This is a genomic window from Ammonicoccus luteus, assembly GCF_050880385.1.
Classification (GTDB): domain Bacteria; phylum Actinomycetota; class Actinomycetes; order Propionibacteriales; family Propionibacteriaceae; genus Enemella.
In genome coordinates, this window is sequence record NZ_JBNZCI010000003.1 from 196,710 (window position 1) to 211,877 (window position 15,168).

At 68.2% G+C, this 15,168-nt stretch carries 15 protein-coding genes; 11 read left to right on the top strand and 4 right to left on the bottom strand.

The features are described 5' to 3' along the window. Nucleotides 1-10 precede the first annotated feature (10 nt). The 5 genes from ACQ260_RS08675 to ACQ260_RS08695 all read left to right on the top strand — a co-directional run bounded on the left by ACQ260_RS08675 (nucleotide 11) and on the right by ACQ260_RS08695 (nucleotide 6,329). Entirely contained in the window at nucleotides 11-1,063 is a 1,053-nt protein-coding gene (locus ACQ260_RS08675) for an ABC transporter ATP-binding protein (RefSeq protein ID WP_432559282.1), read from the top strand. Further along, nucleotides 1,053-2,126, top strand: coding sequence for an ABC transporter ATP-binding protein (locus tag ACQ260_RS08680; protein ID WP_432559033.1), 1,074 nt, complete (start codon nucleotides 1,053-1,055; stop codon nucleotides 2,124-2,126). Before ACQ260_RS08675 ends, ACQ260_RS08680 begins: the two co-directional genes overlap by 11 nt. A gap of 63 nt (nucleotides 2,127-2,189) precedes the next feature. Further along, the gene (locus tag ACQ260_RS08685; RefSeq protein WP_432559034.1) at nucleotides 2,190-3,836 is read left to right on the top strand and encodes a peptide ABC transporter substrate-binding protein; all 1,647 of its coding nucleotides are present in this window, start codon (nucleotides 2,190-2,192) and stop codon (nucleotides 3,834-3,836) included. Nucleotides 3,837-3,855: 19 nt separating this feature from the next. Then, nucleotides 3,856-4,392, top strand: coding sequence for a flavin reductase family protein (locus ACQ260_RS08690; protein ID WP_432559035.1), 537 nt, complete (start codon nucleotides 3,856-3,858; stop codon nucleotides 4,390-4,392). A 101-nt stretch (nucleotides 4,393-4,493) separates the two neighbouring features. Then, nucleotides 4,494-6,329 carry a VanW family protein gene (locus tag ACQ260_RS08695; protein WP_432559036.1) on the top strand — a complete coding sequence of 612 codons (1,836 nt, stop codon included), beginning with the start codon at nucleotides 4,494-4,496 and terminating at the stop codon, nucleotides 6,327-6,329. Nucleotides 6,330-6,335: 6 nt separating this feature from the next. On the opposite strand, the gene ACQ260_RS08700 is transcribed toward ACQ260_RS08695, so the two are convergent. Continuing rightward, complete coding sequence (locus tag ACQ260_RS08700) at nucleotides 6,336-6,908, bottom strand: hypothetical protein (RefSeq protein ID WP_432559037.1); 573 nt, start codon at nucleotides 6,906-6,908, stop codon at nucleotides 6,336-6,338. Between the two features lie 107 nt (nucleotides 6,909-7,015). Here ACQ260_RS08700 and fdxA point away from each other — a divergent pair, with 107 nt between their 5' ends. After that, a complete protein-coding gene (gene fdxA, locus ACQ260_RS08705) occupies nucleotides 7,016-7,357 on the top strand; it encodes a ferredoxin (RefSeq protein WP_432559038.1) in 342 nt (113 codons plus the stop codon). Beyond that, a complete protein-coding gene (gene dapC / locus ACQ260_RS08710) occupies nucleotides 7,354-8,475 on the top strand; it encodes a succinyldiaminopimelate transaminase (protein WP_432559039.1) in 1,122 nt (373 codons plus the stop codon). Before fdxA ends, dapC begins: the two co-directional genes overlap by 4 nt. Before the next feature lie 14 nt (nucleotides 8,476-8,489). On the opposite strand, the gene ACQ260_RS08715 is transcribed toward dapC, so the two are convergent. The 3 genes from ACQ260_RS08715 to ACQ260_RS08725 all read right to left on the bottom strand — a co-directional run bounded on the left by ACQ260_RS08715 (nucleotide 8,490) and on the right by ACQ260_RS08725 (nucleotide 11,424). Continuing rightward, nucleotides 8,490-9,308 (bottom strand): hypothetical protein, encoded by an 819-nt coding sequence (locus ACQ260_RS08715; protein WP_432559040.1) that lies wholly within the window; start codon nucleotides 9,306-9,308, stop codon nucleotides 8,490-8,492. 41 nt (nucleotides 9,309-9,349) lie between these two features. Beyond that, entirely contained in the window at nucleotides 9,350-10,294 is a 945-nt protein-coding gene (dapD, locus tag ACQ260_RS08720) for a 2,3,4,5-tetrahydropyridine-2,6-dicarboxylate N-succinyltransferase (protein WP_432559041.1), read from the bottom strand. Between the two features lie 80 nt (nucleotides 10,295-10,374). Continuing rightward, nucleotides 10,375-11,424 (bottom strand): helix-turn-helix transcriptional regulator, encoded by a 1,050-nt coding sequence (locus tag ACQ260_RS08725; protein ID WP_432559042.1) that lies wholly within the window; start codon nucleotides 11,422-11,424, stop codon nucleotides 10,375-10,377. Between the two features lie 218 nt (nucleotides 11,425-11,642). Here ACQ260_RS08725 and ACQ260_RS08730 point away from each other — a divergent pair, with 218 nt between their 5' ends. From ACQ260_RS08730 to ACQ260_RS08745, 4 genes are read left to right on the top strand one after another with little or no spacing between them, the layout of a single operon-like run. Continuing rightward, a complete protein-coding gene (locus tag ACQ260_RS08730) occupies nucleotides 11,643-12,185 on the top strand; it encodes a cupin domain-containing protein (protein ID WP_432559043.1) in 543 nt (180 codons plus the stop codon). Then, a complete protein-coding gene (locus ACQ260_RS08735) occupies nucleotides 12,182-12,592 on the top strand; it encodes a nuclear transport factor 2 family protein (protein WP_432559044.1) in 411 nt (136 codons plus the stop codon). The genes ACQ260_RS08730 and ACQ260_RS08735 overlap by 4 nt, the downstream gene beginning before the upstream one ends. 36 nt (nucleotides 12,593-12,628) lie before the next feature. Then, entirely contained in the window at nucleotides 12,629-13,861 is a 1,233-nt protein-coding gene (locus tag ACQ260_RS08740) for an acyl-CoA dehydrogenase family protein (RefSeq protein WP_432559045.1), read from the top strand. Between the two features lies 1 nt (nucleotide 13,862). Further along, nucleotides 13,863-15,167, top strand: coding sequence for a carboxylesterase family protein (locus ACQ260_RS08745; protein WP_432559046.1), 1,305 nt, complete (start codon nucleotides 13,863-13,865; stop codon nucleotides 15,165-15,167). Nucleotide 15,168 lies beyond the last annotated feature (1 nt).

The window sequence follows — 15,168 nt, forward strand, 5'->3', positions numbered from 1 at the left end:
CGTGACCCAAGTGGAAGAACTGAGCAACGGGAAGCCTGGCAGCCGTCACGAGCACGAGCGTCGCTGGACCCCGACGAACGGACGGCTGCTCGACGTGGAGGACCTGCACGTCGAGTTCCGCACGCGGGACGGAGTCGCGAAAGCCATCAACGGGGTGTCCTTCACCCTCGATGAGGGCGAGACTCTGGCGATCCTCGGCGAGTCCGGCTCCGGCAAGTCCGTCACCGCCCAGGCCATCCTCGGCATTCTCGACACCCCGCCGGGATTCGTGACCGGCGGCAAGGTCAAATACTGCGGTGACGATCTGCTGAAGATGCCCCGCAAGCTGCGTGAGAAGACCCGTGGCGCTGAGATCGCGATGATCTTCCAGGACGCCCTGTCCGCGCTCAATCCGGTGTTCCCCGTCGGCTGGCAGATCGCGGAGATGTTCCGGGTGCACCGCGGGCTGAGCAAGTCCGACGCGCTCGACGAGGCTGTGCGCCTCATGGAGCGCGTGAAGATCCCGGCGGCCCGGGAACGAGTGAAGGCTTACCCGCACCAGTTCTCCGGCGGCATGCGCCAGCGCATCATGATCGCGATGGCGATCGCGCTCGACCCGGCCGTCCTGATCGCTGACGAACCGACCACCGCGCTCGATGTCACCGTGCAGGCTCAGATCATGGAGCTCCTCGCCGATCTGCAGGAGGAGCGCAAGATGGGGCTCATCCTCATCACGCATGACTTGGGTGTCGTCGCCGATGTCGCGGACCGGATCGCAGTGATGTACGCAGGCCGCCTCGTCGAAGGCGCCGACGTGTTCAATCTGTACGCCAACCCGGCCCACCCCTACACCGAGGGCTTGCTCGACTCGATCCCCCGCCTGGACCAGAAGGGCCAGACGCTCTCGGCGATCGGAGGCCTGCCGCCGAACCTGACGCGGATCCCCAAGGGCTGCGCCTTCCATCCCCGCTGCAAGTACGCCCAGGACATCTGCCGCCAGGATCCGCCCCCGCCGCTGCTCGATCTCGGTGGGCGCACGAGCGCGTGTCACTTCGCGAAAGAGGTGTTGAACGATGAGCTCTGAGACCCCGCCGACCGACTCCCGAGCGACCGGCTCGAGTGCCGCCGGGACCGGCGTACGCAACAGGGAGGTCATCCTCAAGGCGGAGGACCTCGTCAAGCACTATCCGATCAAGAAGGGCGTCCTGCGCCGCACGGTCGGTCACGTGAAGGCCGTGGACGGCGTGTCGTTCGAGCTCTTCAAGGGCGAGACCCTCGGCATCGTGGGGGAGTCCGGCTGCGGCAAGTCCACGCTGGGCCGCCTCCTCATGCGGCTGGAGGACCCGACCTCCGGGCGGACGACCTTCAACGGTGTGGACATGTACTCCCAGCGGGGCAACGCCATGCGCAAGCTCCGTCGGGACATTCAGATCGTCTTCCAGGACCCGTACACCTCGCTGAACCCCCGCATGACCGTCGGCGACATCATTGGCGAACCGTTCGACATCCATCCCGATGCCGTGCCGAAGGCCGGCCGCCGCAAGCGGGTGCAGGAACTCCTCGACCTCGTCGGGTTGAACCCCGAACACATCAATCGCTATCCGCACCAGTTCTCCGGCGGCCAGCGTCAGCGCATCGGCATCGCCCGCGGGATCGCTCTGAACCCGAAGGTGCTGATCTGCGACGAACCGGTGTCCGCGCTCGATGTGTCGGTGCAGGCGCAGGTGGTGAACCTGCTCGAGGAACTGCAGAACGAGCTGGGCCTCGCGTACGTCTTCATCGCGCACGACCTGTCCGTCGTCCGCCACATCTCCGACCGGGTGGGGGTGATGTATCTCGGCAAGCTCGTCGAACTCGGCGACGAGGACCAGATCTATTCGCACCCGACGCACCCGTACACGCAGGCGCTGCTCTCGGCCGTCCCCGTGCCTGACCCGACGCTGCGCGACAAGCGCGACCAGATCGTCCTCACGGGTGACGTTCCGAGCCCCGCCAACCCGCCGAAGGGTTGCCGCTTCCACACACGCTGCTGGAAGGCTCAGGACATCTGCAAGACGGAGGAGCCGCTGCTCGTCGAGCGTCCGGACGGGGTCAGCGAGCACACGTCCGCCTGCCATTTCGCGGAGCCGCGCCAGGTGCTCGGCTGACGCACCGCAGGTCGTCGGGTCGCCCGCAACGCATAGGATGGCCGCCGACCGAAGGGGGAGCGGATGAGGCGTGTGCTCGCAGGGATGGCCGTGCTGGCTCTGCTGCTGGGCGGGTGCACCAAGACCGACGTCCCGCCGGTGCCCCCGCTCGTTCCCCAGCCCGCAGCGCCGCAGGGTGAGATCCTGATCCGGGGCTGCACGCCCGAGCGGCCCTTGCTGCCCGCGGCGACGTTGGGCCCGTGCGGGCTCGAGGTGGTGGACGCCATCAACGGCCGGCTCGTGCGACCCAATCCCGCAGACGGGCAGCCGGTGCTGGACCTCGCCACCGCGATCGAGACGCAGGACTCACAGCACTTCACGGTGCGCCTCGCTCGCGACCGGCACTTCCATGACGGCACCGAGGTGCGCGCCCGCAACTTCGTGTCCGCGTGGAATTGGGCGGCGTACGGTCCCAACAACATGCCCGCCCAGACCTGGTTCACCCTCATCGAGGGCGGGTCCGAGATGAACTGTCCGGTCACTGGGCCCTGTTCGAAGGACGATCGGCCGACGCGACTGTCCGGCCTGTCGGTCGTCGATGACTACACGTTCACGATCACCACCGTCCGTCCGATCGTGGACCTCCAGGCCCGACTCGGGCATCCGGTCTTCAGCCCGCTGCCCGACGCGTTCTTCGCCGAGGACGAGGGGAAGGACGCCTTCGGCCGGCTGCCGGTCGGGACCGGGCCGTTCCGGGTGGACACGAACACCAACACCGAGATCACCCTCGCGGCCTTCGACGGCTACACGGGCGATCCGGCGCCGAAGGTCGCGACGGTGCGGTTGAAGAAGTACGACGACCCCGCGCGCGATCTCGACGTCTTCCGGGCCTACAACGACGTCGTCGCCAACAACCTGGACTTCACCGACGTCATCCCGACCGACGTGTTGGTCGACGACGTCTGGCAGGAGGATCTGGGCGGCCGGTCCGGCTTCCGCGACACCCAAACGCTGCAGGAGCTCAACTTCGTCGCCACCGACCCGTTGCTTGCCGATCCGCGCGTGCGCCAGGCGATCTCGATGGCGATCGACCGGGAGGCGCTGGCCCGCCAGGTCTTCGCGGGTACGCGGGTTCGGGCGACCAGCTGGGTCTCGCCCGCGGTGCCGGGCTATCGGGCTGACGCCTGCGGCGAGCTCTGCACCTATGACCTCAGCCGGGCACGGACGCTGTTCCGTGAGGGCGGGGGATATGCGGGTGAATTCGTCGTCACCGTGAACGCGGACGGCGGCCACAAGCAGTGGGCGGACGCGCTGTGCAATCAGTTGAAGAACGCGCTTGATCTCGATTGCCAAGTCAACCTGCTGCCCAGCCAGGAGGCGGTCCTCCAGGCCGCACAGAAGAAGGAACTGACCGGCGCCGTGCGGCAGGGCTGGACGGCGATCTATCCGTCCGCGGAGGCGTCCCTGCGCCAGTTCCGCAGCGACTCGCGGCTCAACCTCGTCGGTTACGCCAACGCGGCCTTCGATGCCCGGCTCGAAGCCGCGCTCGAAGCGACGAGTCAGACCAGCGCCAATGCGGCGTACAGAGAGGCCGAACTGCTGCTGCAGGATGACCCGCCCTCGGTGCCGCTCTGGTTCGCCTCGACGCCCTATGGCTATTCCAATCGGATCACGGGCGTGCGCCTGACACCCTCGGGCACGCTCGATCTCCTGGCGGTCCGGCGGACATGACGGGTGCAGGTGGTGCGTGATGGGATCGGACGACCTGAGGGATGACCTGGTCGAGCGCGATGCCGCGGCTCAGGGGCTGCGGCGGGCCATGGCGAACTTCGCCACCGGGGTGACGATCATCAGTTGCACCCGCGCCGGCGTGCACTATGCGATGACCTGCAACTCGTTCACATCGATCTCACTGGACCCGCCGCTGGTGATGGTGTCGGCCTCCCAGAAAGGGCGCTTCCACGAGAACTTCCTCGCGGTCGAGACCTGGGCCGTGTCGGTGCTGGCAACAGGACAGGGTGAGATCGCCCGACACTTCGCCAACTCGGCCCGCGATCGCGACCGGCAGTTCGAGACAGTGCCCTATCGCATCTCGACGCACACCGGGGCGCCGCTGGTCGAGGGGGCGCTGGCCTGGCTCGAGTGCCGGACCGTCGAAGCGATGCCCGCAGGCGATCACACGATCGTGTTGGGGGCTGTCCTGGGGGCCGAGGTCCGGGGCGAGGAGATGGCCACCCCGCTGACCTATTTCCGGGGTGGCTTCCTGGATCTGCGCACGCACCTCTGAAGCGTTCCGCTGCACGACCTGACGACAGGTGCCGGTGGCTGATCTCACGTACTATCTCAGGAGTTTCTGCGTCCATTCAATCTTCATCGAGGGTGCCAGCCTTGAGCGACGAGCCGACAGTTCCCCAGCCCGCCCAGCCTGCGGCTCCCGAGCCGGCCCAGCCTGCGGCCGCCGATGCCACGCGCGCGGAATCCCTCACGGAGCGTCCGGCGACCATCGAGCCGGAGAGTGAGGCCCAGCCGACCGAGCGCCGTGGGCGCGCCGGGAGAGTCGTCCTGCTGGTGGGTCTGCTGCTCGTGGTCCTCCTGGGTGGTGCGTATGCCGCGGGCTATGTGCTCGCCGGCGACCGCCTGCCGCGCAACGCGTCGGTGGCCGGGGTCGAGATCGGCGGGCTCAGCACGGCAGAGGCCGAGGCGAAGCTTGGTGCGGAGTACGCTCCGCGCGTCGCCGAACCCATCACGGTCACGATCGAGGACGCCACCCACGAGTTGCGGCCGACGGACTCCGGGTTGACCGTCGACATCCCCGCCACGGTCCAGGCGGGCGGGGTCGGCAAGAGCCTCGCGCCCGCTCACATCTGGCGGGTGTTGACGGGCGGCGGGCCGATCGATCCGGTCGTGCAGGTGGACGACAACAAGCTGACCGAGGCCGTTGGCGCGATCGCCAGCGAGACCAACAAGGTGGCCGTCGATGCGACCGCCGAATTCGAGGACGCCGAGATCAAGCGCACCCCCGGTGAACAGGCCGTCGAACTGCAGCAGGAGGACCTCGTCGCAGCCCTGCGGCGGGCCTTCCCCGACACCACCGCAGTGACGGGTGAGGTGCGCCGCATCGATCCGATCATCACGGACGCCAAGATCGATCAGGCCGTCGAGGACTATGCGAAGCCTGCGCTGCAGGGCCCGATCAAGGTGGACACCGGTCAGGGTGTCTTCGAGATCACCCCGGCGATGATCGGCAACGCGTCCGCGTTCGTCGTGGAGGAGGGCAAGGTGGTCGGCAAGGCCGATCCGGCCAAGCTCTTCGACAATGCCCAGCCGGCCATCAAGAAGCTCGACCTGAAGCAGGCGCGCAACGCCCGCTATTCCTTCGAGGGCGGCAGCCCGTCGGTGATCCCTTCGGTCGATGGGGCAGAGCTGACCAAGGAGAACTTCGAGAAGGTCGTGATGCCCGCCCTTCTCCTGCCGGAGCGCGCCGTGACCGCAGAGCTCGTTCAGAGCAAGGCCAAGTTCACGACCGAGATGGCGGAGGCACAGAAGCCGAAGCAGGTCATCGGCGAGTTCACGACCTACTATCCCCACGCTGCCTATCGCAACACCAACCTCACGCTGGCCGCGACCAAGATCAACGGCACCACGGTCCCCGTCGGCGAGGTGTTCTCTCTCGACCGGACTCTCGGCCCGCGCACGAGTGCCGCCGGCTATGTCGACGGCTGGGTTGTGTCCGGTGCCAGGCTCAAGCGCGAGAACGCCGGTGGCATCTCCCAGTCCGCGACCACCGTGTTCAACGCCGGCTGGTTCGCAGGGCTCGAGGATGTGCAGCACCAGCCCCACACGATGTATTTCGACCGTTATCCGGCGGGGCGCGAGTCCACGATCTATTCCGGGTCCATCGATGTGAAGTTCCGGAACACGACGGACAACGCGATCTATATCCAGAGCTACACCAACAAGTCGGCACCGGGTGGCCGAGGGTCGATCACCGTGAAGATCTGGGGCACCAAGAAGTGGGACATCGAGTCGCCCGAACCTCGAAAGAGCAGCTTCTATAACGGCCGCACGATCACCGACAACAGCGCGGACTGCAACCCGCAGTCGGCCTCTCCTGGTTTCACAGCGAGCTACTACCGGCTCTTCAAGGTGAACGGGCAGGTCGTGAAGCGTGAGGACAAGTCGTGGAAATACAACGCCACCGACGAGATCCGGTGCACCGGCTGAGCCGGTTCATGACCCCAAGCGTGCCAGACCCACTGCCTCGAGCACATGGTCGGGCAGGGGACTGGTCAGCACGGCGTTGCGTGCGTTGCGGCGCGCCGCCCACGCGGCCAAGGGCTCCAGCGAGTCGGCCTCGACCAGGTGGAACGCCGCCCATTCTCCGTTGACCAAGCCGCGTGACTCGGCTCGCGCGGCACCGGTCCGGGTGTCTGTCGTCCCGGGCAGTGGCGTGACGCCACTGTCATCGAGATGATCGACGAGGTCGGACAGCCGCGCCACCCAGCAGTCGGCCTCCGGAGGTGTCGCCAGCCTCGGGTCCGCCGCCATCGCCCGCAGGACCTCCGGTGCCGCGTGCCGTGGGTTGCGCCCCCTGGCGACGGTGGGGACCAGCTTGGCGAGGCGTACGTCCGCCCGCCCCACCACGTGCACCCGGCCGGCCCGGTCCTCCACAGTGATGTCGTCCTCATCGAGCGCGACGACCAGACCGAGCCGGTCCGCTGCACCGTCGGCGGTGTCGACACGGAGCGAGACCCGCACCCCGACCCGCAGTCCGTCGAGGTTCTGTAACGGATCGGTTCTCATCAGCCGGGGCCCTTTTCTTCCGGGTGTCACAGGACATTAGTCTGAGGGTTGCGTCGTCGGGACACAGTTGCCCGGGCTCCGACGCACCAATCATTCAGGGAGTGACCGTGACCTATATCATCGCGCAGCCGTGCGTGGACCTGAAGGACCGCGCCTGCGTCGACGAGTGCCCCGTGGACTGCATCTATGAGGGCGCTCGGATGCTTTACATCCATCCCGACGAGTGCGTCGACTGCGGTGCGTGCGAGCCCGTCTGCCCGGTGGAGGCCATCTATTACGAGGACGACGTCCCCGAGGAGTGGGCCAGCTACTACGACGTCAACGTGCAGTTCTTCGACAAGCTGGGCAGCCCCGGTGGCGCGCAGAAGCACACCGAGGAGAACGGACCCATCGAGTTCGATCATCCGCTCGTCGCCGAGCTCCCGCCGCAGGAGCACGACGAGGCGTGAGAAAGCCGCACACCTCCGCCCTTCCGGACTTTCCCTGGGACACGCTCGCCGGCGCCAAGCAGCGCGCCGGTGAGCACCCGGGCGGGATGGTGGACCTGTCCGTCGGGACTCCGGTCGATCCCGTTCCCGAGGTCGGCCGGAGTGCGTTGGCGACGGCCACCGAGTGGCCGGGTTATCCCACGACATTGGGTACGCCGGCTCTGCAGGACGCGATCGCCGCTTATCTCACCGGGCGCCTCGGCGTCGCGGATCCGGGGGTGACCGCGGCCGGTGATCGGCCGGTCGTCGCGGTGCCGGCGATCGGCACCAAGGAGATCGTCGCGGACCTGCCGCATCAACTGGGCCTCGGTCCCGATGACACCCTCGTGATCCCCGAGGTCGCTTATCCGACGTATGCCGTCGGCGGTGAGCTCGCGCGCTGCCGGGTGGTCGTCTGCGACGACCCCACGCAGGCACCGCCCGCGACCATGGCGTGGATCAACTCGCCGAGCAACCCGACCGGGGCCGTCGCGGCACCCGAATTGCTGCGCGGGTGGGTCGAGTGGGCGCGCGCCCACGACGCGATCCTGGCGGCCGACGAGTGCTATCTGGAATTCGGTTGGGAGGCAGATCCGCAGTCCATCCTGCACCCCGACATCTGTGGCGGGTCCCACGACAACCTGCTCATCGCCCACTCCCTGTCCAAGCGATCGAATCTGGCCGGCTATCGCGCAGGTTTCGTCGCAGGCGACCCGGCGCTCCTGGCCGAGTTGCTCGAGGTGCGCAAGCACTCCGGATTCATGATGCCGGGGCCGATGCAGGACGTGATGACGGCGCTGCTCGCCGACCAGGAGCACGTGGAGGTGCAGCGCGAGCGATATGCGGCCCGCAGGGCTCTCCTGCGTCCGGCACTGGAACGGGTGGGCTTCACGATCCACCACTCCGAGGCGGGGCTGTATCTGTGGGCGACGCGTGGGGAATCGGGACGGGACTCCGTTGCATTCCTCGCCGAGCTGGGCATTCTCGTCGCTCCTGGCGACTTCTATGGCCCGGCCTCCGGGGAATTCGTCCGCATCGCGATGACCGCGACCGATGAGCGGGTGCGCGCCGGGGTCGAGCGTCTGAACGCCGTGACCTGAGCCGCACCGGAAGGTCAGCGGAAGGTCACCACCACGCTGTCCTCGGGGGTGTCGGATCCGGCTGTCCATCGCGGGAGCGTGCGGTGATCGGGGCGCCAGGACTGTCCACCGTTCTGCACGCCGGTGATGCCCAGCCGGCCGGCATTGGCCACCGCATAGGCGGCAACTGCTCGGGCATGCTCCGCCGACGTGGCCCGCACGCGAAGTGTGGCACCGTCGATCTCCAACGGCAGCCGGCCGAACGTGCGGTGCACGTCGCCTCGGAACGTCTCCACGTCACCTCGGCGCGTCCGCTCGTCGAAGCACGACAGACCTGCCGGGACCGCGCCCGTGAACACCTGGGCGAGGACCCGAGCCTTCGACTCGTGTTTCCGATAGGCCTCCGGATGGCCGCTGCGCTGAACGGCTTGGGCCATGTCGTTGACATCGCCGTTTTCCCAATCCGGCACCTCGACAAGAGCGTCATAGAACTGGGCACTCGAATACCACGGATCCATGATCTGCTGCGGCGTGCCCCAGTCCTGGGAGGGGCGCTGCTGGAACAGACCGACCGAGTCACGGTCCCCGTAGTCGAGGTTCCGGATCCCGGTCTCCTGATAGACGGTGGCCATCGCGATGGTCGCGCCGTGCTCGCCGATGTCGCGCTCGACCCCCACGCCGACCACAATCGCTACCCAGTGCGCCTGGTCGAGGGTGAGCACGACCTCCCCGCCGGGTGCGGTGGCGACACAGCGTTCTTCGAACGGCAGCGGCGGAATCTGCCGCTGCTCACGCAGCCAGGCCACCCCGATCACACCGACGGTGAGCAGCAGGACCACCGCCCCGGCGACCACGCCGAGGGCGCGACGGCCCGCCCCGCGGGGCTTTGCGGATCTCAGTGGGAGTGCAGTGCGTCGTTGAGCTCGACGGTGCGGCCCTCTCGACCGCGGACCTCGACCTCGCCGGTCAGGGAGTTGCGCCGGAACAGCAGCCCGGACTGGCCGGACAGCTCGGCGGCGCGGACGACCTCGTCGTTGACCTTGACCTTCGTCCCGGCGGTCACATAGAGGCCTGCCTCGACGACGCAGTCGTCACCGAGCGCGATGCCGATGCCGGCGTTGGCGCCGACGAGGCAGCGCTCGCCGATGGCCACCCGTTCCGTGCCACCACCGGACAGCGTGCCCATCGTGGAGGCGCCGCCGCCGATGTCGGAACCGTTGCCGACCACCACACCCTGGGAGATTCGCCCCTCGACCATCGAGGTGCCGGTCGTGCCCGCGTTGAAGTTCACGAAACCCTCGTGCATGACGGTCGTGCCGGACGCGAGGTGGGCGCCGAGCCGGATGCGGTCGGCGTCGCCGATGCGCACGCCCGACGGGATCACGTAGTCGACCATGCGCGGGAATTTGTCGATGCCGAACACGGTCACCTGGCCCTGCCGGGTCCGCAGGCGCAGGCGGGTCGCCTCGAAACCCTCGATGGCGCAAGGACCGGCGGAGGTCCAGACCACGTTGGTGAGCACGCCGAACAGGCCGTCGAGGTTGATCGTGTTGGGCAGCACCAGCCGGTGGCTCAGCAGATGCAGCCGGAGATAGGCGTCGGACACGTCGGCCGGTGGCGCGGTCAGGTCGATCTCGACGAGTCGGACCGAGGTGGTCACGCCCCGGGCGTCGTCACGGCCGGTGGCGGCGCCGAGCTCGGCGGGTTCGTGAGCTCCGTCCGGAGCCCCCAGCGCCGGAGCCGGGAACCAGGTGTCCAGGACCTGTCCGTTGTCATGGGTGGAGACCAATCCCCAGCCCCAGGCCTGCTGCCGGGCCGCGTCATCGTGCTGCGAAGTCATGGGCACACCCTACTGATGCCGCGTGCGCCACCCCGTCAGGCGAGACTGTCGGGTCGCACGTGCCCTGCTCGGGACGGTCGTCACGCGCTGAGGTCACCCAACAAACGGGCATGGCCGCTGCGGCGGGTCTGCGCAAGCGTCTCCGAGGGTGGCTGGTCATAGCGCTCGGCGTACATCCCCGCGAAGCGCCCGAGATGTTGGACACCGACGCGAGCGGCCGCCTGGCCCACGGTGCCGGTCATCGCGAAGGCGGGATCTGTGAGCAGCCGGTGGGCCGCCCGGAGCCGACGCTCGCGGATGAACTGCGCCGGTGTGATCGCCAAGTGGTCCCGGAAGGCGCTGTGCAGCTGTCGCTCGCTGATGCCGCAGGCGCGGGCGATGCGCCCCACGGTCAGGTCCGTCGCCAGGTGCTGGTCGACGAACTCCTTGGCCGCGGCCAGATAGCCGGGACCCGCGGCATCACCATCGGCCAGGGCATCGACCAAGAACGGCGAGACCCCGATGGCGATCGCGGACAGCAAATGCTGCTCCAGCAGCCCTGGCAGCGGTGAGTCCGCCATTGGCCGGCCGAACTCAGCGGAGCCCGACAGCTCGATGCCGCGACAGGCCTCCCAATAGGCCGACCGCACCATGCTGGGGGCTGCGAGCAACATCGGTCCCTGCTCTGCTGTCAGGCGGAGAGGGCCCCGCAGCCGCCGTCCCGTCGCCACTTCGATCGAACGCTCCAACTCGGCAGCGTCGACGGCAGCGACCAAGGCGCCCTTGCCGGGGGCCGGCAACAGCTCGGTGCCGTGGTGGGTGCCCATCACGAACGGCTGGTCGCTGACCCACCGTCGACCACCTGAGGCGACCTCCATGGGTGCTCGGGGGATCACGGCCAGCACCCGCCGACCGGTGGCGCGCGAATTGACGGTCAACGGGGTCGAATAGCGGATCGACACCAGCCCGATCCGGCCGAGCAGCAGACCGTGGACCTCACCGCGCAGCCCGGCCGCGGGGTCCATGAGCATCCGATGCTTGTTCGCCGTGACGTCGCTGATTGCCTTGTGCAGGGCGCGGGGGTCGTCGCCGGTGAACAGCGGACGTGAGCGCAGGGCGAGATAATCGGCGGTCTCCTCGTTGTGCGCCACTGCAAACCCCCAACGGTCTCTCACCTTCGATGCTAGGTCGGCAGCTCTCCTCGCGACAACCGATTCGTCGCAGCAGATGTCCGATTCCTGCGGTGTTCCAGCCGAATCCCGCGGACTTCACGCTGCGCTGCAGACATCGTCGGTGGGTCCGTTTAGCGTCTTGGCCACTGGTCGCGGGGCCCCGAACCCCGGCCGACGACGATGTCGAGAGGGCAGTGATGACCGACAAGATCAATCCGAAGGACCGACTGCGCTACACGCGCGCCGACGAGCGCGAGGCGGTCTGGTTCCTGGGCGGCCGGGTGGAGTTCATGCTCACCGACGAGATGACCGATGGCCGGATCATGCTCTATCACCACGTGGCGATCCCGGGAGCCCAGCCGCCGTTGCACGAGCACGAGGGCGAAGACGAGATCATGATCATCACCAAGGGCCGGATGATCTTCTGGGCCGCCGACCAAGAGGTGACGCTGGGGCCCGGCGACTGCATCGTCCTCCCCAAGGACCTGCCCCACACGTTCCGCTCCGAGGCGGGCATCGAGACCGAATATTTCGTGCTCACCAGTCCGGCCAAGTTCGAGGGGTTCGTCCGCGAGGCCAGCGAGCCGGCGACCCACCCGGGCGCCGACCTGGACTTCACGATGACCCCGGAGCGCGAGGCACGGCTGCACGCCGCGGCCAAGAAGCATGGAGTCACGCTCATGGCCCCGCCCGGCACGCTCCCCACCGACATCCCGAACGGCACGGAGCCGGTTCGATGACCGCCCCCCACGCCGACCCGGCCGAGGTGGTCCGTGACTTCTGGGCCGCTCAGATCGTCGGTGACCGCCCGGCTGCCGAGGCGCTGCTGGCGCCCGACCTCGACTGGCGCGTGATGGGCCGCACCCATTCGTGTGCCCGCACCTTCCGGGGCCCGGACGGCTTCTTCGGCGAGCTCATCGCCATGCTCGGGGCCGCCTTCGTCCCGGGGACCCGCACGATGGAAGTGACCAACGTCTTCGCCGACGGGGATCAGGTGCTCTCCGAGTTCAGTCAGAGCGCCACCTCCGTCACCGGACACGAGTTCGCCCTCGACATCGCCTGCATCATGCGCGTCGAAGACGGACTGATCACGACCTGCCGCGAATACATGGACCTCGCCGAGGTCACCGCCGCCATCCCCGACTGAGCCACCTGCGCCAACCCGCCCGAAAGGACCACCACCATGACCGTCAGCGTCGACCTGGCCAACACTCCCAGCACCACGTGGATCGATCCCGCCAACGACATCACGGCCAAGATCATCGACAAGATCCACGAGATCGGCCCGATGCTCCGCGAGCAGTCCGTCATCGCCGACGAGAAGCGCGTGATGGCCGATCATGCGATCGAGGCCATCAAGGAAACCGGCGCCTGGCAGATTTCCACGATGCAGCGGTACGGCGGTTTCGAGGGCGGCGCCCGGATGCTGTTCGAGGTCGCGCGGACCCTCGGCTACTACTGCCCGTCAGCCGGCTGGGTCACGGTCATCACCAATGGCTCGGTCATGCTGGCCAACCGTTTCTCCGATGCGGTTCTCGACCGGGTGTGGGGGGACGCCGCGCCGTCGATGGGCATGGCCTCGGTCTTCGCCAGCCCCTCCGGCAAAGCCGTCCGCGAGGGCGACGGGTGGCGCATCTCGGGCAAGTGGCCGTTCGGCTCCAATGTGATGCACTCGGAGTGGACCGTCAACATCATCAACACCGAGGAAGCCGACGGGACCTCGACCGGCGTCGGCTTCGCGCTGCTGTCCCGGGAGCAATATTCGGTCGAGGACACGTGGTATGTCCTTGGCATGCGGGGCACCGGCTCCAACACCATCGTGGTCGATGATGTCTGGATTCCCGAGGACCAGTTGATCCCCTTCGAGCGGATGCTCGGCCCGGAGTTCGAAGCGGACCCGAATGAGGGTTTTGCTCGCCACCAGACCCCCCATCTGTCGATGGCGACCACGATCGCGGCCCCCTCGGTCGGCGCGACGCAGGCGGCGCTGGACTTCGTGCGCTCCAAGGCGCCGAGTCGCGGTGTGACCTTCACGACCTATGCCACCCAGGCCGAGTCCGGCGCCTTCCGTCATGGCATCGGGGCGGCCAGCGCCAAGATCGACGGCGCGGTGCTGCTGCTCGAGCGATCGGCTGATGCCATTGATCAGTACGCGCGGGGCGCGGTGCCCATGCCGCGCGAGCTGCGGGCCCGTTATCGCGGTGGTCTGGGGCACGCCGTCCACTCGATCACCGACGCGATGAACGACCTGATGTGGCTGCACGGCACCGCCGCGTTCGCCGAGCGGAGCCCGCTCGGCAAGCTCTGGCGTGACGTCAACACCGGCACGCGCCACGCGACGATCACCGCGCCGGTGAACTATGAGGTGCACGGCTGTGGTCTGCTCGGCACCGAATACATCGCCACCAAGCTCTGACATGACGACCCCCGACGCGAACCCGCCGGTCGAGGCCCGCCTCGGCCTGCGATTCGCCCGGCATGTCGAACGCTTCGCGCCGGCCGAGGCGGCCGAGGGCGAACTGGGCGTCGACCGATTGACCGACGTGCCGGCCTTTCCGCAGCTGCCGGGTCGCCTGGACGCGGCGATGGGCGGCGGGCTCGCGGACAACCCGCGCGCCGAGGATGCCTATTTCCTCAACGTGTGGGCTCCGCGGGGCGCGGCGCAGCTGCCTGTGCTCGTGTTCCTGCACGGCGGCGCATGGTCCACGGGGGCGGGCAGCGCACGGTGGTATTCGGGGGAGACCCTCGCCGCGGCCGGCATGGTCGTGGTGACTCTGAACTATCGGATCGGCGCCCTGGCACACCTGACGCCGGATGCCGACAGCGATCCGACACCGCTCGCGATCGGCGACATCCTCCACGCCCTGCGCTGGGTGCAGCGCAACATCGGCGCCTTCGGGGGTGACCCCGACCGTGTCACGCTCGCCGGTCAATCCGCCGGGGGATGGTATTGCCATGTGCTCAACCTCCTCCCGGAAGCGGCCGGGCTGTTCGACGGCGTCGCGCTGTGGAGCATGGCCACCAGGCGACCGTGGCCGGTGGAGACCCTGCGCTTGATGAGCGCCCGGGCCGCCGAAGGAGTCGGTGGGGGCGACCTGCGTGGGGCTCCAATCGACGACCTCCTCACAGCGGGTGCTGCCGCACTGCGCAGCCAGCGGTTCCCGTTCGGCACCCCGGGATCTGCCTATCTTCCGGCAGTCAGCCCTGTCCTCCCTGCGGATCTGTATGCAGCGGAGCCCGCGGCGAACCGTTCGCACGCCAACCGGATCTGGGTCCGGACGACGGCGGGGGAGACGGCCGCGTTCTTCTTCGGCGCGCCCGAACGAGACATCACCACGGCCCAGTGGAAGGAACTGTGGGCGGGCCTCCCGGCCGAGGACCGGGCGCCCGGGATTCCGGAGTCGCCGGAGCCTTACCGCGCATTGATTGCCCAGACCACCTGGCAGCATTTCGAGCGCTTCCCGCTGGCGTTCGCCGGTGCTGCAGAAGCGGCCGGCCGGACGGTCACCGTCACCCAATTCGACACCGAGAGCGCGCTGCCGGGTTTTCTCAGCGGCCACACGCTCGACCTGCCCTATCAGTTCGGCGACCGGACGCAGTGGGCCGACGCCCCCATGCTCGCAGGCGAGCAGCCGGACCGGTTCGCGAGCGTCGCAGGGCAACTGTTTGCCGACACGATCCGATTCGTGCAGGCGATCCCGGTCGCCGCGAAAGGAGATTGAG

What these genes read in the sequence shown, in the direction of transcription:
- ACQ260_RS08680 (WP_432559033.1), top strand. Translation starts at nt 1,053, where the DNA reads ATGAGCTCTGAGACCCCGCCGACCGACTCCCGAGCGACCGGCTCGAGT.
- ACQ260_RS08685 (WP_432559034.1), top strand. Translation starts at nt 2,190, where the DNA reads ATGAGGCGTGTGCTCGCAGGGATGGCCGTGCTGGCTCTGCTGCTGGGC.
- ACQ260_RS08690 (WP_432559035.1), top strand. Translation starts at nt 3,856, where the DNA reads ATGGGATCGGACGACCTGAGGGATGACCTGGTCGAGCGCGATGCCGCG.
- ACQ260_RS08700 (WP_432559037.1), bottom strand. Translation starts at nt 6,908, where the DNA reads ATGAGAACCGATCCGTTACAGAACCTCGACGGACTGCGGGTCGGGGTG.
- dapD (WP_432559041.1), bottom strand. Translation starts at nt 10,294, where the DNA reads ATGACTTCGCAGCACGATGACGCGGCCCGGCAGCAGGCCTGGGGCTGG.
- ACQ260_RS08730 (WP_432559043.1), top strand. Translation starts at nt 11,643, where the DNA reads ATGACCGACAAGATCAATCCGAAGGACCGACTGCGCTACACGCGCGCC.
- ACQ260_RS08735 (WP_432559044.1), top strand. Translation starts at nt 12,182, where the DNA reads ATGACCGCCCCCCACGCCGACCCGGCCGAGGTGGTCCGTGACTTCTGG.
- ACQ260_RS08740 (WP_432559045.1), top strand. Translation starts at nt 12,629, where the DNA reads ATGACCGTCAGCGTCGACCTGGCCAACACTCCCAGCACCACGTGGATC.
- ACQ260_RS08745 (WP_432559046.1), top strand. Translation starts at nt 13,863, where the DNA reads ATGACGACCCCCGACGCGAACCCGCCGGTCGAGGCCCGCCTCGGCCTG.